This window comes from Piscinibacter lacus (genome assembly GCF_016735685.1).
Lineage (GTDB): Bacteria > Pseudomonadota > Gammaproteobacteria > Burkholderiales > Burkholderiaceae_C > Aquariibacter > Aquariibacter lacus.
This window is the reverse complement of sequence record NZ_JAERRA010000001.1, coordinates 2,142,431-2,165,094: the sequence shown is the minus strand read 5'-3', so window position 1 is coordinate 2,165,094 and position 22,664 is coordinate 2,142,431. Positions and strand designations below refer to the sequence as shown.

General features: G+C 72.9%; 19 protein-coding genes and 2 riboswitches. Of the genes, 7 read left to right on the top strand and 12 right to left on the bottom strand.

The window, feature by feature from the left end; translation table 11 throughout:
* Nucleotides 1-57 precede the first annotated feature (57 nt).
* Nucleotides 58-176, bottom strand: a riboswitch (glycine riboswitch).
* A gap of 30 nt (nt 177-206) precedes the next feature.
* A riboswitch (glycine riboswitch) is annotated at nt 207-310 on the bottom strand.
* Nucleotides 311-425: 115 nt separating this feature from the next.
* From JI742_RS09730 to queF, 7 genes are all read right to left on the bottom strand, one after another.
* Nucleotides 426-2,387 carry an ABC-F family ATP-binding cassette domain-containing protein gene (locus JI742_RS09730; protein WP_201826006.1) on the bottom strand — a complete coding sequence of 654 codons (1,962 nt, stop codon included), beginning with the start codon at nt 2,385-2,387 and terminating at the stop codon, nt 426-428.
* Entirely contained in the window at nt 2,384-3,313 is a 930-nt protein-coding gene (prmB, locus tag JI742_RS09725) for a 50S ribosomal protein L3 N(5)-glutamine methyltransferase (RefSeq protein WP_236676850.1), read from the bottom strand. Before prmB ends, JI742_RS09730 begins: the two co-directional genes overlap by 4 nt.
* Nucleotides 3,310-4,497 carry a succinyl-diaminopimelate desuccinylase gene (gene dapE / locus JI742_RS09720; protein ID WP_201826004.1) on the bottom strand — a complete coding sequence of 396 codons (1,188 nt, stop codon included), beginning with the start codon at nt 4,495-4,497 and terminating at the stop codon, nt 3,310-3,312. The genes prmB and dapE overlap by 4 nt, the downstream gene beginning before the upstream one ends.
* A gap of 15 nt (nt 4,498-4,512) precedes the next feature.
* A complete protein-coding gene (locus JI742_RS09715) occupies nt 4,513-5,676 on the bottom strand; it encodes a PilT/PilU family type 4a pilus ATPase (RefSeq protein WP_201826002.1) in 1,164 nt (387 codons plus the stop codon).
* Between the two features lie 29 nt (nt 5,677-5,705).
* Entirely contained in the window at nt 5,706-6,533 is an 828-nt protein-coding gene (dapD, locus tag JI742_RS09710) for a 2,3,4,5-tetrahydropyridine-2,6-dicarboxylate N-succinyltransferase (RefSeq protein WP_201826000.1), read from the bottom strand.
* Nucleotides 6,534-6,646: 113 nt separating this feature from the next.
* A complete protein-coding gene (gene dapC, locus JI742_RS09705) occupies nt 6,647-7,891 on the bottom strand; it encodes a succinyldiaminopimelate transaminase (RefSeq protein WP_201825998.1) in 1,245 nt (414 codons plus the stop codon).
* A gap of 88 nt (nt 7,892-7,979) precedes the next feature.
* Nucleotides 7,980-8,411: a preQ(1) synthase gene (gene queF, locus JI742_RS09700; protein WP_201826551.1), complete on the bottom strand. Its 432-nt coding sequence runs from the start codon at nt 8,409-8,411 to the stop codon at nt 7,980-7,982.
* 272 nt (nt 8,412-8,683) lie between these two features.
* On the opposite strand from queF, the gene smc reads away from it, so the two are divergent.
* The 4 genes from smc to JI742_RS09680 all read left to right on the top strand — a co-directional run bounded on the left by smc (nt 8,684) and on the right by JI742_RS09680 (nt 16,581).
* Entirely contained in the window at nt 8,684-12,211 is a 3,528-nt protein-coding gene (smc, locus tag JI742_RS09695) for a chromosome segregation protein SMC (RefSeq protein ID WP_201825996.1), read from the top strand.
* A complete protein-coding gene (locus JI742_RS09690) occupies nt 12,208-13,608 on the top strand; it encodes a cell division protein ZipA C-terminal FtsZ-binding domain-containing protein (protein ID WP_201825994.1) in 1,401 nt (466 codons plus the stop codon). Before smc ends, JI742_RS09690 begins: the two co-directional genes overlap by 4 nt.
* Before the next feature lie 52 nt (nt 13,609-13,660).
* Nucleotides 13,661-15,820 (top strand): NAD-dependent DNA ligase LigA, encoded by a 2,160-nt coding sequence (gene ligA / locus JI742_RS09685; RefSeq protein ID WP_434057640.1) that lies wholly within the window; start codon nt 13,661-13,663, stop codon nt 15,818-15,820.
* A 215-nt stretch (nt 15,821-16,035) separates the two neighbouring features.
* Nucleotides 16,036-16,581 (top strand): PEP-CTERM sorting domain-containing protein, encoded by a 546-nt coding sequence (locus tag JI742_RS09680; RefSeq protein WP_201825990.1) that lies wholly within the window; start codon nt 16,036-16,038, stop codon nt 16,579-16,581.
* A gap of 77 nt (nt 16,582-16,658) precedes the next feature.
* Here the strand turns inward: JI742_RS09680 and JI742_RS09675 are convergent, their stop codons facing one another.
* Nucleotides 16,659-17,546 carry an ion transporter gene (locus JI742_RS09675; protein WP_201825988.1) on the bottom strand — a complete coding sequence of 296 codons (888 nt, stop codon included), beginning with the start codon at nt 17,544-17,546 and terminating at the stop codon, nt 16,659-16,661.
* Nucleotides 17,547-17,672: 126 nt separating this feature from the next.
* Between JI742_RS09675 and JI742_RS09670 the strand changes: the two genes are divergently transcribed.
* Entirely contained in the window at nt 17,673-18,215 is a 543-nt protein-coding gene (locus tag JI742_RS09670) for a peptide deformylase (protein ID WP_201825986.1), read from the top strand.
* Nucleotides 18,216-18,230: 15 nt separating this feature from the next.
* Here JI742_RS09670 and JI742_RS09665 read toward each other — a convergent pair whose 3' ends face one another.
* Both JI742_RS09665 and JI742_RS09660 read right to left on the bottom strand, forming a co-directional pair.
* Nucleotides 18,231-18,914 (bottom strand): arylesterase, encoded by a 684-nt coding sequence (locus JI742_RS09665; protein ID WP_434057639.1) that lies wholly within the window; start codon nt 18,912-18,914, stop codon nt 18,231-18,233.
* On the bottom strand, nt 18,911-19,564 hold the full coding sequence (locus JI742_RS09660) for an arylesterase (RefSeq protein WP_201825982.1): 654 nt from the start codon (nt 19,562-19,564) through the stop codon (nt 18,911-18,913). Before JI742_RS09660 ends, JI742_RS09665 begins: the two co-directional genes overlap by 4 nt.
* A gap of 124 nt (nt 19,565-19,688) precedes the next feature.
* On the opposite strand from JI742_RS09660, the gene JI742_RS09655 reads away from it, so the two are divergent.
* A complete protein-coding gene (locus tag JI742_RS09655; protein WP_201825980.1) occupies nt 19,689-20,384 on the top strand; it encodes an ABC transporter ATP-binding protein in 696 nt (231 codons plus the stop codon).
* A 17-nt stretch (nt 20,385-20,401) separates the two neighbouring features.
* Here the strand turns inward: JI742_RS09655 and JI742_RS09650 are convergent, their stop codons facing one another.
* Nucleotides 20,402-21,088 (bottom strand): glutathione S-transferase family protein, encoded by a 687-nt coding sequence (locus JI742_RS09650; RefSeq protein WP_201825978.1) that lies wholly within the window; start codon nt 21,086-21,088, stop codon nt 20,402-20,404.
* A 123-nt stretch (nt 21,089-21,211) separates the two neighbouring features.
* Between JI742_RS09650 and JI742_RS09645 the strand changes: the two genes are divergently transcribed.
* A complete protein-coding gene (locus tag JI742_RS09645) occupies nt 21,212-21,880 on the top strand; it encodes a hypothetical protein (RefSeq protein ID WP_201825976.1) in 669 nt (222 codons plus the stop codon).
* Here JI742_RS09645 and JI742_RS09640 read toward each other — a convergent pair.
* On the bottom strand, nt 21,877-22,593 hold the full coding sequence (locus JI742_RS09640) for an enoyl-CoA hydratase/isomerase family protein (protein WP_201825974.1): 717 nt from the start codon (nt 22,591-22,593) through the stop codon (nt 21,877-21,879). The genes JI742_RS09645 and JI742_RS09640 overlap by 4 nt on opposite strands.
* Nucleotides 22,594-22,664 lie beyond the last annotated feature (71 nt).

The following is a 22,664-nucleotide window of genomic DNA, read 5'->3' as shown; positions in this document are numbered from 1 at the left end:
CTTCCCGATGGGGAAGAACGATGACGGACGACCCGCCGCTTGCGCGGTGGATCGATCACTGCCCTCGCTGTCCATGGACCTGAGAGATTGGCAACCGGCGCTTGCGCCCCGGCCACTTGCCCCTTCGGTGGGCCGCCGGCATCGGGATGCCGCGACCGCTCTCCAGTGAGGTTCTCGTCTCCGCCGAGGGTGTCGGACCCCGGCGGACACGTTTGCCAGTCCTTGGGCCTGAGCGTTCAGCGCTTGCGCGCGGCGCCTTCGGCGGCAAGCCCGGATGCGTGCCCGGGCTGCTCTCTCCTGACGCGTCCAGTGTAGGCCGGGACTCAGCCTGCGGCGCGGCTTGTCGAAAAATTCCTACAGCAAAACAAAAGGGCAAATATGTTGCGATTTGCCGCTTTGAATTCGCGGGCCGCGCGGCCCGCCCCTCAAGCCGCAGCGGCCTCGGCCGTCGCCTGGTCGATGGCTTCGCTGAGGGCCAGCCAGCGGCCCTCCAGGGTGTCGATCTCCTCGCCCAGGGCCTTGAGCTGGCGGCCCAGCTCGGCGCGGCGGGCGCCGTCCAGCGCCGGGTCGCCCAGGCGGGCGCTGGCCGCTTCCTGCTCGGCCTGGGCGGTGGCCAGGCGGGCCTCCACCTGGGCCAGCTCCTTCTTCATCGGCTTGAGCTGCTCTTGCAGCTTCTGCCGGGCTTGGGCCTGGGCGCGGCGGTCCTCGCGGCGGTTGGCGCCGCTTTGCTCGGCGGTGCCGCCGCTTGCCGGTGCGGCGGCCGCGGTGGCGGCGGCGCGGCTGCGCTCGCGGCTTTGCTCCAGCAGCCAGCGCTGGTAGTCGTCGAGGTCGCCGTCGAAGTCGCGCACCGCGCCGTCGGCCACCAGCCAGAAGCCGTCGCAGACCTCGCGCAGCAGCGCGCGGTCGTGGCTGACCAGCATCACCGTGCCCTCGAAGCTGTTGAGCGCCATCGACAGGGCCTCGCGCGTGGTCAGGTCCAGGTGGTTGGTCGGCTCGTCCAGCAGCAGCAGATTGGGCTTCTGCCAGACGATCATGGCCAGCACCAGCCGCGCCTTCTCGCCGCCGCTGAGGCTGCCGACCGGCTGCTGCACCATGTCGCCGACGAAGCGGAACTGGCCGAGGAAGTCGCGCAGCTCCTGCTCGCGCGCCTGGGGCGAGACCTGCTTGGCCAGGCGGATCATGTGCTCCAGCGGCCCGCTCTCCGGGTGCAGCACGTCCATCTCCTGCTGCGCGAAGTAGCCGATCGCCAGGCCCTTGCCCTGGGTGACTGTGCCGCCCAGCGCACCCAGCGTGCCGGCCAGGGTCTTGACCACGGTGGACTTGCCCTGGCCGTTGGCGCCCAGGATGCCGATGCGCTGGCCCGGCTGCACCGAGCGGGTGATGCCGTGGACGACGGGCTTGTCCCTGCCCTCGTCCAGGCGATAGCCGCAGACCATGTCCCGCATCACCAGCATGGGGTTGGGCAGCTGGCCGGGCTCGCGGAAGCTGAAGGCGAAGTCGGCCTGGCTGAGCACCGGGCCGATGCGCTCCATGCGCTCCAGCGCCTTCACCCGGCTCTGCGCCTGCTTGGCCTTGGTGGCCTTGGCCTTGAAGCGGTCGATGAAGCGCTGCAGGTGGGCGATCTGGTCCTGCTGCCGGCTGAAGGCCGCGGCCTGCTGGCTCAGGCGCTCGGCGCGCATGGCCTCGAAGCCGCTGTAGTTCGCGCCGTAGCGGGTGAGCTTGGCGTCCTCCAGGTGCACGGTCACGCGGGTGATGGCGTCGAGGAATTCACGGTCGTGGCTGATCACCAGCAGCGTGCCCTCGTAGCGCTGCAGCCAGGCTTCCAGCCAGACGAGCGCATCCAGGTCCAGGTGGTTGGTCGGCTCGTCGAGCAGCAGCAGGTCGCTTGGGCACATCAGCGCGCGGGCCAGTTGCAGGCGCATGCGCCAGCCGCCGGAGAAGCTGTGGACCGGCGCATCGAGCTGCGCGCTGCCGAAGCCCAGGCCCAGCAGCAGGGCCTGCGCACGCGGCCGGGCATCGAAGGCGCCGGCCTCGGCCAGGCCGGCATGGCCCTCGGCGATGGCATGGCCGTCCTGCGTCGCCTCGGCCGCGGCCAGGCGGGCCTGGGCCTCCATCAGCCGGGTGTCGCCCTGCAGCACGAAGGCCGTCGCGCCCTCGGCCGTTTCGGGCATCTCCTGCGCGACCTCGGCCACCCGCCAGCGCGGCGGCGGGCTGAAGTCGCCAGCATCGGCCTGCAGCTTGCCGGTCAACAGCGCAAACAGGCTGGACTTGCCCGCCCCATTGCGCCCGACCAGGCTGACCTTCTCGCCCGCATGCAGCGTCAGGTCCGCATGGTCGAGGACGAGCTTGACGCCGCGGCGCAGGCTGAGTTGGTTGAGGACGATCATGGGCAGACCTCCACCCCGGCCAGATCCCCCCGCCGCAGCAGCAGCACCTGCTCCTCCCCCGCACTCACCTCCAGCCAGATCGGCTCCAGTCGCGGGAAGGCGGCTTCGAAGTGCGCGCGCTCGTGGCCGATCTCCAGCACCAGCACGGCGTGCTCGCTCATGTGGGCTGCTGCGGCGGCGAGCAGGGCGCGGATGAAGTCCATGCCGTCCTGACCGCCCGCCGGGTTGCCGTCCAGGGCCAGCGCGGGTTCGGCGCGGAACTCGGGTGGCAGGGCGGCCATGGAGGCGGCATTCACATAGGGCGGGTTGCAGACGATCAGGTCGTAGGGCGCGCGGTCGGCGGTGGCGGCCAGGCCATCGCCGTGCAGCAGGGTGATGCGATCGCGCAGGCCATGGCGATCGACATTGAGGCGGGCGACGGCCAGGGCATCGGCGCTCAGGTCGGCGGCGTCCACTTGCACCTCGGGCCAGGCCAGGGCGGCCAGCACGGCCAGGCTGCCGTTGCCGGTGCAGAGGTCGAGCACGCGCTGCGTGCGCTCGCTCAGCCAGGCGTCGAGCAGGCCCTGGCCGTCGGCGTCGGCGATCAGCTCGGCGATGAAGCTGCGCGGGATGATGACGCGGCGGTCCACCGTGAAGGGCAGGCCTTGCAGCCAGGCTTCGCCGGTCAGGTAGGCGGCGGGTTCGCGGGTGGCGATGCGGCGGTCGATCAGCGCGGCGGCGCGGGCCGCGTTGTCCGGGCTCACGCCTTGAGCCGGCGCCTCGCCCAGCGCCTCCATCGGCAGGCCCAGGGCCCATTGCACCAGCCAGGCGGCTTCGTCATAGGCATTGGCGGTGCCCTGGCCGTAGCTGAGTTGGGCCGCATCCAGCCGGGCGGCTTCGCGTTCGACCAGGGCGTGCAGGCTCAGCGCGGGGCGCAGGTCCTTCATGCCACCAGCCTCTGCATCACGCCCTGGTAGATGGCGGCCAGGGGGCCGAGCGCCTCGACGGCCACATGCTCGTCGATCTGGTGGATGCTGGCATTGACCGGGCCGCATTCCGCCACCTGCGGGCAGATGCGGGCGATGAAGCGGCCGTCCGAGGTGCCGCCGGTGGTCGACAGCTCGGCCTCCAGGCCGGTGGCCTCGCGGATGCTGGCGCGCAGGGCCTCGGTGAGCGAGCCCGGCTCGGTCAGGAAGGGCCGGCCGCCGAGGGTCCATTCGATGCGGTGGCGCACGCCGTGGCGCTCCAGCAGCTCGACGATGCGCGCTTGCAGGCCCTCGGGCGTGGAGGCGGTGGAAAAGCGCAAGTTGAAATCGACCACTGCCTCGCCCGGGATCACATTGGTGGCGCCGGTGCCGGCATGCAGGTTGGAGACCTGGAAGCTGGTCGGCGGGAAGTGGGCATTGCCGGCATCCCAGACGGTCGTGGCCAGCTCGGCCAGCGCGGGCGCGAAGGTGTGCAGCGGGTTCTCGGCCAGGTGCGGGTAGGCCACATGGCCCTGCTTGCCCAGCACGGTGAGCCGGCCGGAGAGCGAACCGCGCCGGCCGTTCTTGACCATGTCGCCCACGGCCTGCACGGCGGTGGGTTCGCCGACGATGCAGGCGTCCAGGCGGATGCCTTCCGCAGCCAGCCAGTCGCAGACCTTGACGGTGCCGTCGTTCGCCGGGCCTTCCTCGTCGCTGGTCAGCAGCAGGGCCAGGCTGCCGGCGGGCGCAGGCGTGTCGGCCAGGAAGGCTTCGAGCGCGGCCACCCAGCAGGCGATCGAGGCCTTCATGTCGGCCGCGCCGCGGCCGTAAAGCTTGCCCTCACGGTGGCTGGGCACGAAGGGCGGGCTCGACCATCGTTCGACCGGGCCGGTCGGCACCACGTCGGTGTGGCCGGCGAAGACCAGGGTGAAGCCGGCCGCGCCCGCCGTGCCGCGCCGCAGCGCCCACAGATTGCGCACGCGGAAATCGGCCGGGCCGCTCTCCAGCACCTGGAAGCTGAAGCCCAGCGGGGCCAGCGCTTCTTGCAGCAGGGCCTGGCAGCCGGCGTCATCGGGCGTGACCGAGGGGCGGGCGATCAGGGCTTCGGTCAGTGTCAGCGCGCGGTGGGCGCGGACGAGGGCGGGGTCGGACGGCGGCAGCGGCATGGGGCGGGCAGGGGCTCAGGGCGCCGAGGCGTCCAGTCGCAGATCAGGGAAGGCGGCGGATGCCGCGGCGGGCGCAGCCGCTGCGGCCGGGCGGGCGGCGGCGCCATGGTCCAGGCGCCACATCAGGTTGCTGGGCGAATCGGCCTGGGCCAGCGCATCCTCGCGGCGCACCTGGCCGCTGGCGATCAGGCGGGCGAGGTCTTCCTCGAAGCTCTGCGAGCCCTCGGCCAGCGACTGGGCCATGGCCGCCTTCACCCCGTGCAGATCGCCCTGGGCGATGCGCTCGGCCACCAGCGGGCTGTTGCGCAGCAGCTCGACGGCGGCCAGACGCCCGCCGCCCACGGCCGGCAGCAGGCGCTGCGAGACCACCGCCTTCAGCGCAGCGGCTAGGTCGTCGAGCAGCACCGGCCGGGCCTCGGGCGGGTAGAAGCTCAGGATGCGGCCCAGGGCATGGTGGGCATTGTTGGCATGCAGGGTGGCCAGCACCAGGTGACCGGACAGGGCGAAGGAGATCGCGGCCGAGAGGGTCTCGCGGTCGCGGATCTCGCCGATCAGCAGGCAGTCCGGCGCCTGGCGCAGGGCATTGCGCAGGCCGGTGGCCAGGTCGGCCACGTCGCGGCCGATCTCGCGCTGGTTCACCAGCGCGCGGTGGTTGGGAAAGTGGAATTCGATCGGGTCCTCGATCGTCAGCACATGGCCCGGCCGCTCGCGGTTGCGGTGGTCGATCATCGCGGCCAGCGTCGTGCTCTTGCCGCTGCCGGTGGCGCCCACCACCAGCACCAGACCGCGCTTTTCCAGCATCAGCCGGGCGAGGCTGTCGGGCAGCTTCAGCTCGGCCAGGGTCGGGATGGCGACGGGGATGGCGCGGATCACCGCAGCCACCGCACCGCGTTGCCGGAAGGCGCTGAGCCGGAAGCTGGCCAGGCCCGCGATGCGGTGGCCGGCATTCAGCTCGCCCTCGGCATCCAGCCGGGCCAGCGCGGCGGCGGGCAGCAGGCCGGCCAGCAGGGCCCGCGCGCCGCCCTCGGGCAGCGGCTCGCCGGCCGGCTGAAGCTCGCCGTCGATCTTGAACTGCGCGGGCGCGCCGTCGGCCAGGAATAGGTCCGAGGCTTGCCGCGCCACCATGCCCTGCAGCAGGGCGAGCAGCGGCGGCGCGGCGGCGCGGTCGGCGGCATCCATCGGCACGGCGGCCGGCGCGGCGGCGGGGCTCAGTCGCGCAGCAGGGCGTTGATGCTGGTCTTGGCGCGGGTCTGCGCATCGACCTTCTTGACGATCACCGCGCAGTAGAGGCTGTACTTGCCATCGGCCGAGGGCAGGTTGCCGCTGACGACGACCGAGCCGGCGGGGATGCGGCCGTAGCTGACTTCGCCGGTGGCGCGGTCGTAGATCTTGGTGCTCTGGCCGATGTAGACGCCCATGGAGATGACCGAGTTCTCCTCGACGATCACACCTTCGACCACCTCGGAGCGGGCGCCGATGAAGCAGTTGTCCTCGATGATGGTCGGGTTGGCTTGCAGCGGCTCCAGCACGCCGCCGATGCCGACGCCGCCCGAGAGGTGCACGTTCTTGCCGATCTGCGCACAGGAACCGACGGTGGCCCAGGTGTCGACCATGGTGCCTTCGTCCACATAGGCGCCGATGTTGACGTAGCTGGGCATCAGCACCGCGCCCTTGGCGATGTAGCTGCCGCGGCGGGCCACGGCCGGCGGCACCACGCGCACGCCGGCGGCGGCAATGGCGGCATCGTCCATGTGCGAGAACTTGGTGTCGACCTTGTCGAAGAAGGTCAGGTCGCCCGAGCGCATCACCTTGTTGTCGTTCAGGCGGAAGGACAGCAGCACCGCCTTCTTGACCCACTGGTGCACGGTCCACTGGCCGACGGCCTGGCGCTCGGCCACGCGCAGGCGGCCGGCGTTCAGGTCGGCGAGGACGGTGTTGACGGCGTCGCGGACCTCGGCCGGCGCGCTGGCGGGCGAGAACTCGCTGCGGCGCTCCCAGGCGGCGTCGATGGTGGCTTGCAGGGCGGCGAAGGACATGGCGGGACTCGTTTTCGGTTCAGGGGGGACAGCCGGCGCCGCGCGGGCGCGGGGTCCGGGACAGGCCGGTTGGGGCGGAGGGCGGGGAAGGGCGGGCGGGGCGGCGTGGGGTGTCAGGCGCCCCGGCGCAGGGCCTCGGCGATGCGTTCGGCGGCTTCCACGCATTCCTCGACCCCGGCCACCAGGGCCAGGCGGACCCGGCCCGCGCCGGGGTTGATGCCGCCGCTGCGACGGGCCAGGTAGCTGCCCGGCAACACCGTCACATTGTAGGAAGCCAGCAGCTCGCGGGCGAAGGCCTCGTCCGCCGAGTGCGTGGCCGTGGCGTAGGCGGCCGGCACGCCAGCCCACAAGTAGAAGCCGGCGTCGGGCAGGCGCACATCCAGGCCGGCGGCCTGAAGCAGGGGCGTGACCCGCGCGAACTTCTGGCGGTAGAGCGCGCGGTTGGCCGCCACATGCGCCTCGTCGGCCCAGGCCGCCACGCTGGCGCGCTGCACGCTGGGGCTCATCGCGCCGCCGTGGTAGGTGCGGTACTTCAGGAAGTCGGCCAGCAAGGCTGCATCGCCCGCGACGAAGCCCGAACGCAGGCCCGGCGCATTGCTGCGCTTGGACAGGCTGGTGAAGCTGACCAGGCGCTTGAAGTCCTGCCGGCCCAGGGCGGCGGCAGCTTCCAGGCCGCCCAGCGGCGGGCCGCCGGCGCTGCCGCGCGGCGTGTCCTCGGGGCCGAACCAGATCTCGCTGTAGCACTCGTCGCTGGCGATCACGAAGCCGTGTTCGTCGCTGAGCGCGAACAGCTTGGCCCACTCCGCCAGCGGCATTACCGCGCCGCTGGGGTTGCCCGGCGAGCAGACATAGAGCAGCCGCGTGCGCGCCCAGGTGGCGGCGTCGATCGCGTCCCAGGCCGGCGCGAAATTGCGCGCCGGGTCGCTGTTGGCGAAGACCGGCGTGGCCCCGGCCAGCAGGGCGGCGCCCTCGTAGATTTGATAGAAGGGATTGGGGCAGACAACCACGGCCTCGCGGTCGGCCGGGTCGATCACCGTCTGCGCCAGCGCGAACAGCGCCTCGCGCGAGCCATTGACCGGCAGCACCTGGCGGGCCGCATCCACCCCCACGCCGTAGCGGCGGCCCAGCCAGGCGGCGCAGGCCTCGCGCAGTGCGGGCTCGCCCGCGGTGGCGGGGTAGGCCGACAGGCCATCCAGCGCGCCGGCCAGTGCGGCCTTCAGGAAGTCGGGCGTCGGATGCTTGGGCTCGCCGATGCCCAGGCTGATCGCGCGATGCGCCGCGCTGGGCTGCACATCGGCCGTCAGCGCCTTCAGGCGTTCGAAGGGATAGGGCTGAAGCAGGGCGAGGCGCGGATTCATGGGCGCGGATTATCCGGGCGCCCGGCCCACCGCCCGCCCGCCCGGGCGCAAGGCTGCCAGGCCGCCGCAGCGGGGGACGGGACGGCGCTCAGGCCAGGGCGCGCATCTCGCCCGGCACGGCCGGAAGGTCCACGCGCGGCTGCGGCGTCCAGCCTTTCTTGCGGTGCTCGACGACGACATTGGTGAAGATGCCGCCGCGCACATACCACTTGGCGGTGATGCGGCAAAAGCGCGGGTCGCTGGCCTTCACCAGGTCAGACAAGATGGTGTTGGTCACCTTCTCGTGGAAGGCACCCTCGTCACGGAAGGACCAGAAGTACATCTTCAGGCTCTTGAGCTCGACGCAGGCCTGGTCCGCGATCATCTCGATCGTGAAGTGCGCGAAGTCCGGCTGGCCGGTCAGCGGGCAGTGGCAGGTGAACTCGGGCACGACGAACTGGATGAGGTAGTCGCGTTCGGGCGCCGGGTTGGGGAAGACGTGCAGTTCCTTGCTGGGCAGGCTGGGCGGATTGGGCGGCATGGCGCGCTGCACGGCGCCGGCCGGCAGCTTGGCGGCGCGGCGGCGCGGGGCCGGCGCGGCGGCCGGGGCGGTCTTCTTGGTGGAGGGCATGGCGGTTCGGGCCGTGGCGCGCAGGCCGGTTCAGGGAAGCCCCGATGCTATCATCCGCCCCCTTTGAAGGCCCCCGAGAAGGCCAAAAAATCCAATTGAATCAATGACTTGAAAGCGCAGGGTGGCGCGGGCCAGGGCCTCATGCCCCGGGGCCGCCACCGCCCGCGACGACGGTCTCCGCCATGCGCCTCACGTCCATCAAGCTCTCGGGCTTCAAGTCCTTCGCCGAGCCGACCACCTTCCAGCTGCCCGGGCAGCTCGTCGGCGTGGTCGGCCCGAACGGCTGCGGCAAGTCCAACATCATGGATGCGGTGCGCTGGGTGCTGGGCGAGAGCAAGGCCAGCGAGCTGCGCGGCGAGTCCATGCAGGACGTGATCTTCAACGGCAGCGGCAACCGCAAGCCGGCCGGCCGCGCCAGCGTCGAGCTGGTCTTCAGCAACGAGGACGGCCGGGCCGGCGGCAGTTGGAACCAGTACGCCGAGATCGCCGTCAAGCGCGTGCTGACGCGCGACGGCACCAGCAGCTACTTCATCAACAACCAGCCGGTGCGGCGCCGCGATGTGCAGGACGTCTTCCTCGGCACCGGCCTGGGCCCGCGGGCCTACGCCATCATCGGCCAGGGCACGATCAGCCGCATCATCGAGAGCAAGCCCGAGGAGCTGCGGCTCTTCCTCGAGGAAGCGGCCGGGGTCTCGAAGTACAAGGAGCGCCGCCGCGAGACCGAGCTGCGCCTGCGCGACACCCGCGAGAACCTGGTGCGGGTCGAAGACATCCTGCGCGAGCTGAATGCCAATCTGGAGAAGCTCGAACAGCAGGCCGAGGTCGCGCAGCGCTACCACGCCCTGCAGGCCCAGGGCACGACGCGGCTGCACCAGCTCTGGTTCCTGAAGGCCCGCGATGCGGCCGGCGAGCAGGCCCGCGTCACCCTGGCCACCGCCGAAGCCAGCACCGCGCTGGAAGCCCGGGTGGCCGAGCTGCGCGCGACCGAGGCCGCGCTCGAACGCATCCGCCAGGACCACTACGCCGCCGCCGACCAACTGCATGCCGCCCAGGGCGGCCTGGCCGAGGCGCAGCTCGAAGTCAGCCGGCTCGAAGAGCGCATCCGCTACGTCGTCGAAGGCCGGCAGAAGGCCGAGGCCCGCCTGGCCGATCTGGCCCGCCAGGATGCGCAGTGGACCGACCGCCGCGCCCAGGCCGAGGCCGAGCTGGAGCAGCTCGCCGAGCAGCAGCTCGCCGCCGACGAGCAGGCCGAGCTGCTCGCCGCTCAGGCCGAGGAAGAAGCCGGCCGCCTGCCCGCCGCCGAGGATGCGCTGCGCGCCGCCCAGGCCCGCGCCAATGCGCAGCGCCAGCAGGTGGCCGAGGTGCAGCAGCAGCTCAGCCTGCTGGCCGCCGAGTCGCGCAGCCTGGACGAGCAGGCCCGCGGCCTGCAGGGCCGCCGCGAGCGCGCCAGCGCCGAGCAGCGCGCGCTCGTCGCGCCCGACGAGGCCCGCCTCGCCCAGATGCGCCTGCAACTTCAGGATGCCGAGGAACGCCAGGCCGAGAGCGCCGCTGTCGCCGAGGAGCTGGCCGCCGAGGTGCCGGCCCTCGACGAGCAGCGCCGCGCCGCGCAGGCCGAGGCCGCCGCCCAGGCCGCCAAGCAGGCCGAGCTGGCCGCCCGGCTCGACGCGCTGCGCGCGCTGCAAGCCAAGGTGCAGACCGAAGGCAAGCTGGCCCCCTGGCTGGCCCGCCACGGCCTGAGCGAGCGCGCCGGCCTGTGGAGCCGCCTGCACATCGAGCCCGGCTGGGAGACCGCGCTGGAGGCCGCGCTGCGCGAGCGCATCCATGCGCTGGAAGTCGGCCGGCCCGAGACCGTCCGCGCTTTCGAGCAGGACCCGCCGCCCGCCAAGCTGGCCTTCTACACCCCGCCCGCCACGCCGCTGCCCGCGACGGCGGCGGCGTCCACGCTGCCGCGGCTGGGGGCGATGCTCAAGCTCGACGGCGATGCCGGCCTGCGTGCGCTGCTCAACGACTGGCTCGAAGGCGTCTACACCGCCGACAGCCTGGAGGCTGCGCTGGCCGCGCGCGGCCGGCTCGGACATGGCGAGGTCATCATGACCCGCGCCGGCCATGCCGTCAGCGCCTATGCCGTGGCCTTCCACGCGCCCGATTCCGAGCAGGACGGCCTGCTCGCCCGCGCCCAGGAGATCGAGAACCTCGACCGCCAGTTGCGCGCCCAGGGCCTGATCGCCGACGAGGCGCGCCACCGCGCGATCCGCGCCGAAGCGGCCTACACCGAGGCCGCCCAGCGCCAGGTCGGCGTGCGCCGCACGGCGGCCGAGGCCCAGCAGGCTGCCCACGGCTTGCAGGTCGAGGTGCTGCGCCTGGCCCAGCAGAGCGATCAGGCCCGCGAGCGCCGCGCGCAGATCGGCGCCAGCCTGGCCGAGATCGACGAGGCCCTGGACGCGCTGGACGAGCGGCGCGCCACCGGCGAGGCCCGCTTCGAGGAACTCGACCTCGAACTCGGCAACGCCCAGGAAGCCCATGCCACGCTGGAAGAAGGCGTGTTCGAGGCCGAGCGCGCCCTGGGCGCCGCCCGCGAGCAACTGCGCCGCCTGGAACGCGAGGCCCAGGAAGCCACCTTCCAGGCGCGCGCCCTCGGCGCCCGCCGGGGCGAGCTGCAACGCGCCATCGAAACCGCCGACCAGCAGCTCGCCGCCCATGCCGCCAGCGCCGCGCAGCTCCAGCAGGAGCTGGCCGCCTTCGCCGAGGCCAGCGCCGACACCGGCCTGCAGGACGCGCTGGAGCGCCGCGCCGCCCGCGAGGCCGTGCTGGCCGAGGCCCGCCATGCGCACGACGAGCTTTCGGCCCAGTTGCGCCGGCTCGACGAGGAGCGGCTCGGCTTCGAGCGCAGCCTGGAGCCGCTGCGCGAGCGCATCAATGCACTGCAGCTCGAAGCCCAGGCCGCCACCCTCGGCGGCCGGCAGTACGAGGAACAGCTCGACCAGGCCGGCGCCGACCGCGCCGAGCTGGCCGCCGGCATCGAGCGCGACGGCATCCGCCTGCACGGCCTGCAGGCCGAGATCGACCGCTTGCAGCGCGAGCTGAATGCCCTGGGCGCGGTCAACCTGGCCGCGCTCGACGAGCTGAGCGCCGCGCGCGAGCGCAAGGGCTTCCTCGACGCCCAGACCGCCGACCTGATGGACGCCATGCAGACCCTGGAAGACGCGATCGCCCGCATCGACCTGGAGACGCGCGACCTGCTCAAGGGCACCTTCGACACCGTCAACGAGCACTTCGGCCGCATGTTCCCCAGCCTCTTCGGCGGCGGGCAGGCGCGGCTGATGATGACCGGCGACGAGATCCTCGACGCCGGCGTGCAGGTCATGGCCCAGCCGCCGGGCAAGAAGAACAGCACCATCCACCTGCTCTCGGGCGGCGAGAAGGCGCTGACCGCGATCGCCCTGGTCTTTGCCATCTTCCAGCTCAATCCCGCGCCCTTCTGCCTGCTTGACGAGGTGGATGCGCCGCTCGACGACGCCAACACCGAGCGCTATGCCAAGCTCGTCAAGCACATGTCCGCAGGTACGCAATTCCTCTTCATCTCCCACAACAAGATCGCCATGGAAATGGCCGGCCAGTTGATCGGCGTGACCATGCAGGAGCAGGGCGTCTCGCGCATCGTCGCGGTCGACATGGAGGCTGCTGCCTCGATGCTGGAGGGCGCGGCATGAGCGCGCTCCAGCTCTGGCTGCTGGCCCTGGGCCTGCTGCTGCTGGCCGGTCTGGCCGCCCACGGCGCCTGGCGCACCCGCCGCAGCCGGCCGCGCCGGCCGCAGCGCACGGCCCCCCGGCCGGGCGAGGCCGCCGGCCCGGGCGAGCCGCCTGCGCCGCGCCGCGAGCCCGGCTTCGACAGCCTGCCGCCGCAGGGCGCCGAGGCCCTCGCCGAGCCACCTGGCCCGGGCCGCGTCGAAGGTGCCGGCCCCCCGCCCGGTTCCGGCCTGGCGCTGGACCTGCTGAGCGGCGCCGAGGCCCCTGCGCCCTGGGCGGCTCGTTTCGGCGCGTCCGCAGCCTCGGCCGACCGGGAGCCCGCCGACTTGCCGGCCGAGCCCGGCCCGGCCCCGGCCCCGGTCGAGCCCGAACTGCTGCCCGCCCTGCGCCGCCGCGAAGGCCCGCGCATCGACCTGCGCATCGACTGCCCCGCCACGCTGCGCCTGAACCCGCCGCTCAGTGGCGAGGCCCTGCTCGCCCACCTGCCGGCCAGCCGCCGCGTCGGCAGCAAGCCGCTGCTGATTGAGGCCAGCCCGCCGACCACGCCCACCCCCGCTGCGCCCCCGCGGCCCGCGCCGGCCGAGCCCGCCCCCTGGGATGCGCCCGCCGACGCCCCGCAGGCCCTGGCCGACCCGGCGCCAACCGCCCTCGCCCTTGCCGCCGAGCTGTCGCCCGAGCCCGAGGTATCGCACTGGGAAAGCCCGCGGCCCGGCATGCTCTACGGCGGCCTGCGCCTGGCGGTGCAGCTTGCCAGCCGCAGCGGTGCGCTCAACGAGATCGAGTTCAGCGAATTCGCCCAGAAGGTCGAAGGCCTGGCCGACACCCTGCAAGCCAGCTTCGAACTGCCGGACATGCGCGAGGCGGTGGACCGCGCCCGCAGTCTCGATGCCTTTGCCAGCGCGCACGATGCCCTGCTCAGCCTGCAACTGCGCGCCCGCCGCGCGGCCTGGACGCCGGGCTTCGTGCAGCAGCAGGCCCGCGCCCTGGGCCTGAGCCACGGCGTGCTGCCCGGCCGCATGGTGCTGCCGGCCCGCGAGGCCGGTGCGCCGCCGCAGCTCGTGCTGCAAATGGATGCGCAGGCCGCGCTGGCCGACGATCCGGAACGCGCGGCCGTCCGCGAGCTGACGCTCAGCCTCGATGTGCCGCAGACGCCGCAACAGCATCAGCCCTTCGAGGCCTGGCTGCGCCTGGCCGGCCAGCTTGCCGAGGCCCTCGAGGCCGAGGTCTGCGACGACCTGGGCCAGCCGCTTGGCCCGCCGGCTTTCGAGGCCATCCGCGCTTCGCTCGCCCAGCTCTATGCCGAGCTGGAGGCTGCCGAGCTGCCGGCGGGCTCGGTCGCGGCGCGCAGGCTCTTCGCCTGAGCCTACCCGCTGCCGCCTGCCGACCGCCCGTCCCCCTCCGCCCCTGCCCGCCGTGCCCACCGACGACCTGTTTGGCCCGGCCCCCGCGCCGGCCGCCGCCCCCGCGCCGCAGGGCCCCGCGCTGCCGCCGGACGAGGCCCCGCCCCCCGCCCGCGCCGCCGCCCTGCGCGCCTGGTTGCAGCACCATGCCCATGCCTATTACGTGCTCGACGCGCCCGAGGTGCCGGATGCCGAATACGACCGCGTCTTCGCGGCCCTGCTCGCCCTGGAGGCTGAACAGCCCGCGCTGCGCACCCTCGATTCGCCGACCCAGCGCGTGATCGGTCAGGTGCTCGATGGCTTGCAGCCGGTGCGCCATGCGCTGCCCATGCTCAGCATCCAGACCGAGACCGACACCACGGCCCAGGGCGCCATCGCGTTTGATGCCCGCGTGCGCCGCGAGCTGGCCCTGCCGCCCGAGGCGCCGCCGGTTCGCTATGCGGCCGAGCTGAAGTTCGACGGCCTGGCGATCAACCTGCGTTACGAACACGGCGTGCTGGTGCAGGCCGCCACCCGCGGCGACGGCGAGACCGGCGAGGACGTGACCCAGAACATCCGCACCATTGCGCAGATCCCGCTGCGCTTGCACGGCACCGCGCCCGAGGTGCTGGAAGTGCGCGGCGAGGTCTACATGCGCCGCGACGACTTCGAGGCCCTCAATGCCGCCCAGCGCGCCAAGGGCGAGAAGACCTATGTCAACCCGCGCAACACCGCCGCCGGCGCGGTGCGCCAGCTCGATCCGGCCGTCACTGCGCAGCGCCCGCTGAGCTTCTTCGCCTACGGCCTGGGCGAGGTGCGCGGCTGGGGGCCGGACAACGCGGACCAGCCGGCCCATCACAGTGCCTTGCTGGATACCCTGGCCGCGATGGGCCTGCCCGTCTGCGCCGACCGCGCGGTGGCCGAGGGCCCCGAGGGCCTGGTCGCCTTCCATGCCGCCATCGCCGCGCGGCGCGATGCGCTGCCCTTCGACATCGACGGCATCGTCTACAAGGTCGACGAGCGCGCCCTGCAGCAGCAGCTCGGCTTCAAGAGCCGCGAGCCGCGCTGGGCCGTCGCCCACAAATACCCGGCGCAGGAGCAGCTCACCACCCTGCTGGCCATCGACATCCAGGTCGGCCGCACCGGCAAGCTCACGCCGGTGGCCAAGCTGGCGCCGGTCTTCGTCGGTGGCACCACGGTCAGCAACGCCACCCTGCACAACGAGGATGAGGCCCGCCGCAAGGACGTGCGCGAGGGCGACACCGTCATCGTCCGCCGGGCGGGGGATGTGATCCCCGAGGTGGTCGGCGTCGTGCTGGACCGCCGCCCGCCCGAGGCCGCGGCCGCCGCGCCCTTCGACCTCTACCAGAGGCTGCAAGGCCGCTGCCCCGTCTGCGCCAGCCCCATCGCCCGCGACGAGGGCGAGGTGGACTGGCGCTGCAGCGGCGGCCTGGTCTGCCCCGCGCAACGCAAGCAGGCTCTGCTGCACTTCGCCGGCCGCCGCGCGCTGGACATCGAAGGCCTGGGCGACAAATTGGTCGAACAGCTCGTTGACGGCGGCCTGGTGGCCAGCCTGCCGGACCTCTACAAGCTCGGCGTCGGGCATCTGGCCGCCCTGGAGCGCATGGCCGAGAAGAGCGCCGCCAACCTCGTCGCCGGGCTGGAGAAGAGCAAGCAGACCACGCTGGCGCGCTTCCTCTTCGGCCTGGGCATCCGCCAGGTCGGCGAGGCCACGGCCCGCGACCTGGCGCGCCACTTCGGCCGGCTCGACCGGCTGATGGACGCCCGCGTCGATGCGCTTCAGGCCGTGCCGGATGTCGGTCCCATCGTGGCCGCCAGCCTGCGCGACTTCTTCGACCGGCCGCTGAACCGCGAGATCGTGGAACAACTGCGCGCCGCCGGCCTGCGCTGGGACGAGCACGAGGGCGTGCAGGCCGAGGCCCCGCTGCCCCTGGCCGGCCAGACCTTCGTGCTGACCGGCACCCTGCCCATCCTGGCCCGCGACGAGGCCAAGGCCCGCATCGAGGCCCTGGGCGGCAAGGTGGCCGGCTCGGTCTCGAAGAAGACCCGCTGGGTGGTGGCCGGCGAAGCCGCCGGCAGCAAGCTGGACAAGGCGCGCGAGCTGGGCGTCGAAATCATCGACGAGCCGGCCCTGCTGGCGCTGCTGGCTGCGGCAGCCCAGCCGGCGGCCTGAGCCGCCGCGGGGCCCGTCCGCGCTGCCCGCAGCGCGCCATGCAGGCGCCAAGCGTGAGGCAGATCACAGCCGGGCACCGCGAACGCGGGGGGGGCCGGGCGCCTACACGGGGCTCTAATGCCGGCCGCGAGCCGACCCGGGCCCATGCCCTCGGTGATCCCGACCCTGGCCCGGTGCCGGGTCCGCCCGCGACATCTCATGTCCCCAAGGAATCCATGCGCCCCATCGCCCCCCGTTGTTCTGTTGCCTTCTCCTTTGCGGCCCTGACGGCCCTTGCCGCGCCCGCCCACGCCTTGCTGGGCGACACGATTTCCTGCCGCGATGGGGACTTTTTCAGGTGCTCGGCGCCGACCGCCGTGGTGGGGGCCGGCACGGAGTTCAGCTTCAGTGGCTTCTCCTTTGGCTACAGCTTCGACTTCGATGCCACGGGGCTGACGATCACGGTGCTGGCGGCTCCCTCGGGTCCGGCGTTCAGCGAGCTCTTCCGCTTCCAGGACTTGACCACGCCGTTCAGCACCGTCAGCTTCGAGTCCAGCAGCATCCCGGGCGTCGATTCCAGTTCGCCGCAGGTAGACGCGGATGGGCTGGGCGTTCTGTTCCTGGATGGCAGCCACACCGTCGGCCAGTCGGCCCGCTTGAACTTGGTGCCCGCCACCCCGGCCATCCCCGAGCCCGGCAGCTACGCCCTGATGGCCGGTGGCCTGGCGCTGCTGGGCTGGCTGGGCCGCGGCCGGCGCCGTCAGGGCGCGGTGGCGGGCTGAAAAGGGCGGGAGCGGGCCGCACGCAACGGCCCCCTTCATCCCTTGGAGCGTGGCCAGTCGCCTCGGGTGACCCGCCCTCATGCATCGCGTTGGAAGACCGGCAGCTGCGCCCCGCAGTCGCGGCAGAAGCGGGCGCTGGGCAGGTGGCCCTCGCTCAGGCATTCGTGGCAACTGCGGGTGGTGGGCTCGCGCACCAGGCGCTGGGCGGTGAACTCGGCGGTGACGATGCCGGTGGGCACGGCCAGCGTGCCCCAGCCCAGCAGCATCATCACCGAAGCGATCAGGCGGCCCAGGTCGGTCTTGGGCGTGATGTCGCCGAAGCCCACCGTGGTCATGGTGGTGATGGCCCAGTAGATTGCGGTGGGGATGCTGGTGAAGCCGTGCTCCGGCCCTTCGACCACATACATCAGCGTGCCCATCACGGTGACGACCATCAGCACGAAGGACAGGAAGACGGCGATCTTGCGCCGCGAGGCCAGCAGCGCGCGGCCGAGCGCGCCGTATTCCTCGACATAAGCGCCGAGCTTGAAGATGCGGAAGACGCGCAGCAGCCGCAGCAGGCGCACATCGATCAGGGCATGCAGCTCCGGCACGAAGAAGGCCAGGTAGGTCGGCAGCACGGCCAGCAGGTCGATCACGCCGTAGAAGCTGGTGGCATAGCGCAGCGGATGCCGCACGCAGGCCAGGCGCGCCAGGTACTCGAGGGTGAAGACGAGGGTGAAGCCCCATTCCAGCACGCCGAAGAGCGCGCCATGGCGCGCATGCAGCGGGGCCACGCTGTCGGCGATGACCACCGCGACGCTGGCCAGGATGGCCACGATCAACGCGATGTCGAAGGCCCGGCCGGCGCGGGTTTCGGCCTCGAAGATGATGGTGTAGAGCCGCAGCCGCCAGCCCTGCAGCGGCTTGCCGAAGTCGGCGCGGGAAGGGGCCGGGGCGGGAAGGGGACGGGGCGGTCGGGCCATGGGCGAAGAAGCAGAAGGGGCAAGGACGCAGCGCGCCGGCCGGCGCATTCTGCGGCCCGTGGCGCGGGCTGGCATGCTCGGGCCCGGCGTGGCGCCACCGGGGCGCTACACAGAGGAGAGCTTGCGATGCCCGTGCGTCCCCTGCTGAAGATGGGCGACCCGCGCCTGCTGCGCGTGGCGCAGCCGGTGCGCGATTTCGACGGCCCGGCGCTGCATGCGCTGATCCGCGACCTGGAGGACACCATGGCCGCCGCACACGGTGCCGGCCTGGCCGCGCCGCAGATCGGCGAGGACTGGCAGGTGGTGATCTTTGGCAGCGGCGCGCCGAACCCGCGCTACCCCGAGGCGCCGCCGGTGCCGCGCACCGTGCTGCTCAACCCGCGCATCACCCCGCTGGGCGATGCCGAGGAAGAGGGCTGGGAGGGCTGCCTTTCGGTGCCCGGCCTGCGCGGCGTGGTGCCGCGCTGGTCGCGCATCCGCTACGAGGGCTTCGACCCGCAGGGCCGGCCGATCGAGCGCGAGGCCGAGGGCTTCCACGCCCGCGTGGTGCAGCATGAGTGCGACCACCTGATCGGCATGCTCTACCCCATGCGGGTGCGCGACTTCCGGCGCTTTGGCTACACCGAGGTGCTCTTCCCCGGCCTGGACGCAAGGGCCGACGAGGACTGAAGTGGCCCCGCCGGCTCAGCGCGTGGCGGCGGTCTCGCGCAGCAGCGGTTCCAGCACCGGCCAGACGCTGTCGAGCATGCGCGGCTGGGCGGCCTCGTTGGGGTGGATGCGGTCGGGCTGGAAGTAGCGGTTCAGGTCGGCCGGCGCGGCCACCGCGTCCAGGAAGAAGGGCAGCAGGGCGGCGCCTTCCTCGCGTGCGATGCGGGGGAAGAGGGCGGCGAAGTCCTCGCTGTAGCGGCGGCCGTAATTGGGCGGGATCTGCATGCCCAGCAGCAGCAGGCGGGCGCCGGCCGCGCGCACGGCGCGGGCCATGGCGCGCAGATGGTCTTCAGTCGCGGCCAGCGCCAGGCCGCGCAGCGCATCGTTGCCACCCAGCTCGACGATGACCACCGCCGGCCGGTGCCGCGCCAGCAGGGCCGGCAAGCGCTGGCGGCCGCCGGACGTGGTCTCGCCGCTGATGCTGGCATTGACGATCTGGTGCGGCAGCTTGCGCTGGGCCAGGCGGGCCTGGAGCAGGGCCACCCAGCCGCTGTCGCGGCGCAGGCCGTATTCGGCCGACAGGCTGTCGCCGAGCACCAACAGCGTGGGTGGCGCCGCAGCTTGCAGGGGCTGCGGGCTGCCAAGCGCAGTCAGTGCGGCCAGCCCGGCCAGCCGGGCCAGGGCATTACGGCGCGGGTGGGGGCAGCGGGCCGGCTTCACCGCGTGGCGGCCTGCGCCTGGCCCTGCAGCAGGGGCGCGATGACGCGCCACACGCTGTCGAGCATGGCCGGCTGGGCCAGCTCGTTGGGGTGGATGCCGTCGGCGTGGAAGTAGCGCGGCATGTCCTCGGGGGCGGTCACGGCTTCGAGGAAAAAGGGCACCAGGGCCGCGTTCTGCTCGCGGCTGACGCGCGGGAAGACTTCGGCAAAGGCCTCGCGGTAGCGCGGGTTCAGGGCGCGCGGCAACTGCATGCCCAGCACCACCGGCTGGGCGCCGGCCTCGCGGCTCATCTGGACCATCGCGCGCAGGTTGTCGGCCATCTCGGCCGGCGGCACCCGGCTCAGGCCGTCGTTGCCGCCCAGTTCGATCAGCACCATGGCCGGCCGGTGCTGGGCCAGCAGCGGGCCCAGGCGCCTGCGCCCGCCGGCGGTCTTCTCGCCGCCCAGGCTGGCGTTGACGACCTTGTGCGGCAGGCCGAGCTGTTCGATGCGGGCCTGGAGCAGGGCCACCCAGCCGCGTCCGGGCGGCATGCGCTGCGGGGTCGACAGGCTGTCGCCCAGCACCAGCAGCGTCGGCGCGCCGGCGGCCTGCGAGGGGCCGGGATGGACGAGCAGCCGGGCGCCGAGCAGGCTGCCGGCCAGTCCACCCAAGAGCCCCAGCAGCCGCCGGCGACCGGGGGCGGCGCTACAGTGCCCCACCGAGGGGGAGCCGGGCGTGGCCAGAGGGTTCACGCGCGACGGTTCCGAAGGGCTCGCGACTTGAATGGCTTGCGTCATGGATGAGATTCTGATGTCGGTGGAACACCTCGGGAAAACCGTGGACGACGCCGGGGGCAAGCTGACGCTGCTGGAGGACATCGACTTCCGCCTTGCGCCGCGGCAATCCTGCGCGATTGTCGGCGCCTCGGGCTCGGGCAAGAGCACGCTGCTGGCCCTGCTGGCCGGCCTGGACCGGCCGAGCCAGGGCACGGTGCGGGTCGCCGGGGTCGATCTCTATGCACTGGATGAAGACGCGCGCGCCGACTGGCGGGCGCGCCATCTGGGCTTCGTGTTCCAGAGCTTCCAGCTCATGGCCCACCTGAGCGCGCTGGAGAACGTGATGCTGCCGCTGGAGCTGCAGGGCGATCCGCGGGCCCGCCTGCGCGCCGTTGCCATGCTGGAGCGGGTGGGCCTGGGCGCCCGCCTGAGCCACACGCCGCGCAAGCTTTCGGGCGGCGAGCAGCAGCGGGTCGCGCTGGCCCGGGCTTTCGTCGTCGAGCCCGCGCTGCTGCTGGCCGACGAGCCCACCGGCAGCCTGGACCATGCCACCGGCGCGACCGTCATGCAGCTCATGCTGGCGCTCAACCGCGAGCGCGGCACGACGCTGGTGATGGTCACCCACGACCTGAGCCTGGCCGCCCGCTGCGACCGCCAGCTCCGGCTGGAAGCCGGCCGCATCGTGGGCGACACCGCCCACGCCATGCCGGCCTGACCGGGGCGACGCCCGCCTCAAGCCTTGGGGGCCTGGCCGAAGAGCAGGGCGCGGGCCTTGTCGTCGGTCAGCGGCTTGTGGCGCTCGGCCAGCACGGCCACGCCGCGCTGCACCGCCGGTCGCTCGCCGATGCGGTCGAACCAGGCGCGCAGGCGCGGGAAGTCGGTCCAGGTAATGCCCTGGCGCTCGGCCGTGCGCAGCCAGGGCCAGACGGCGATGTCGGCGATCGAATAGTCCTCGCCCGCGAGCCAGGGGCTTTGCGCCAGGCGCTGTTCCATCACGCCGTAGATCCGCCGGGCCTCGCGGGTGTAGCGCTCGATCGCGTAGTCGATCGGCTCGGGCGCATACAGGCGGAAGTGATGCGCCTGGCCGAGCATCGGCCCGACGCCGCCCATCTGGAACATCAGCCACTGCAGCACCGACCAGCGCGCCCGCGGCTCGGTCGGCAGGAAGCGGCCGGTCTTCTCGGCCAGGTACATCAGGATGGCGCCCGACTCGAAGAGGCTGATCGGCGCACCGCCCGGGCCCTCCGGATCGACCAGGGCCGGGATCTTGTTGTTCGGGCTGATGGCAAGGAAAGCTGGCTCGAACTGCGCGCCCGCGCCGATGTCGACGGGCTCGACTTCATAGGGCAGGCCGCACTCTTCCAGCAGGATGTGCACCTTGTGGCCGTTCGGCGTGGGCCATGAATACACTTTCAACATCTTGTGTGCTCAGGGGGCAGGGCTGGTCGGTTCCGCCGACCACGTCCCGCGCCGGCTGGCACGGGCACCCGTTACCTTATCAGCGCGGCAATCATGTGGTCGGCCTTCCGAAATTGGCTGCAGATGCGACGCCGCCCCAGCCCCGCGGTCGAGCTGCTGGACTGGGCCAGGCGCCAGGGCCTGGAAGCCCGGCCGCTGCGCCAGGGCGAGGGCTGGGGTCTCAGCGGCGCCCTGGAGGGCTGCACCATGCGGCTGGACTGGGGCCCCGGCCAGGGCGTCGACCTGCTCGGCCCGGCCCTGCGCCTGCGGCTGGAGGCCGGCCTGCCGCCGCGCTTGCAGATGCTGCTGCTGAGCCGGCGCCTGGCCGAGCGCCTGGAGCGCGAGGCCTACACCCGGCTCACCGCCGTGCAGCAGACCCGCCTCGACCCCGGCCTGAGCGAAGCGATGCGCTGGCTGGCCATGTACCCGCCGCTGCTGCTGCCCGCCATGCGGCCGGTGCGCGAGCGCTTCCGTGCCGTCGCCCCGGCGGCCTGGACGATGCAGGCCTGGCTGGATGCCGAGCTGATCCAGGCCCTGGCAGACAGCCGGCGCTGGCTGCCCGACGACCGGGCCCTGCAACTGCTGACCTTGCGCGGCCGGGTCGAGCTGCGGGTCGAGACGGCCGAACCCTCGCAGGAGTTGCTGGCTGGCGCCGCCGCCCTGGCCCTGCTGGCCATGCGGCAGGCGCGCGCGGTGGCGCTGCGCTCGCGCGACCCGGTGCAAGCCCCCCCGACCCGCCCGGGGCCGGGCTAGGCGCTGCGCAGCAGGCGTGCGATCAGGGCCTGGCGCTCGGCCGCCAGCAGCAGATGCAGCGGGGTCTCGCCCGGGCCGTTGCGCGCGGCGCGCAGGGGCGGCCGGTGGCGACCGGCGTGGAGCACGGCCTCGGCAAGCTTCAAGGCCTCGCGCAGGGCCTGGCCCGGCGGGCAGATGCGGTTGATCAGGCCCAGCGCATGCAGGCGGCCGGCCTCCAGCGCCTCGCCGGTCCACAGCATCTCCTGGCGCAGCGCATGCGGCAGGCGCTCGGCCAGCCAGCGCTCACCGGCCCCTTCGGCAGCCGGCAGGCCTTGGGGCCAGGGCTGGAAGCGCGAAGCGCCGGTCGCCACGACCAGATCGCAGGCCAGGGCCAGGGTGCAGCCCAGGCCGGCGGCCTCGCCCTCGACGGCGGCCAGCGTCGGTTTTTCCAGGTGGTGCAGGGCTTCGAGCAACTGGTGGCCGGCATCGAGGGCGGCCAGCTCGGCATCCGCGCCCGGGCTGCGGCCCGGGCCGTGCAGCAGCGCCCAGGGGCCGCCGACGCAGAAGCGCAAGCCCTCGCCGGCCAGCAGCAGCAAGCGGACGCGGGGGTCGTCGCCAGCGATCTGCAGGGCCTCGACGGCAGCGGCGCAGGCGGCGGCATGCAGCCGCGGTGCGCCATCGCGCGGGCCCAGGTGCAGCAGCCGGACGGGGCCGTGGTCTTCGGTTCGAAGCATGGTTGCAATCGCTGTTGCAAGGGGACGGTCGGGCGGCAGTGGGCCGATGGTAGAGTGAAGCTCACCCCCTG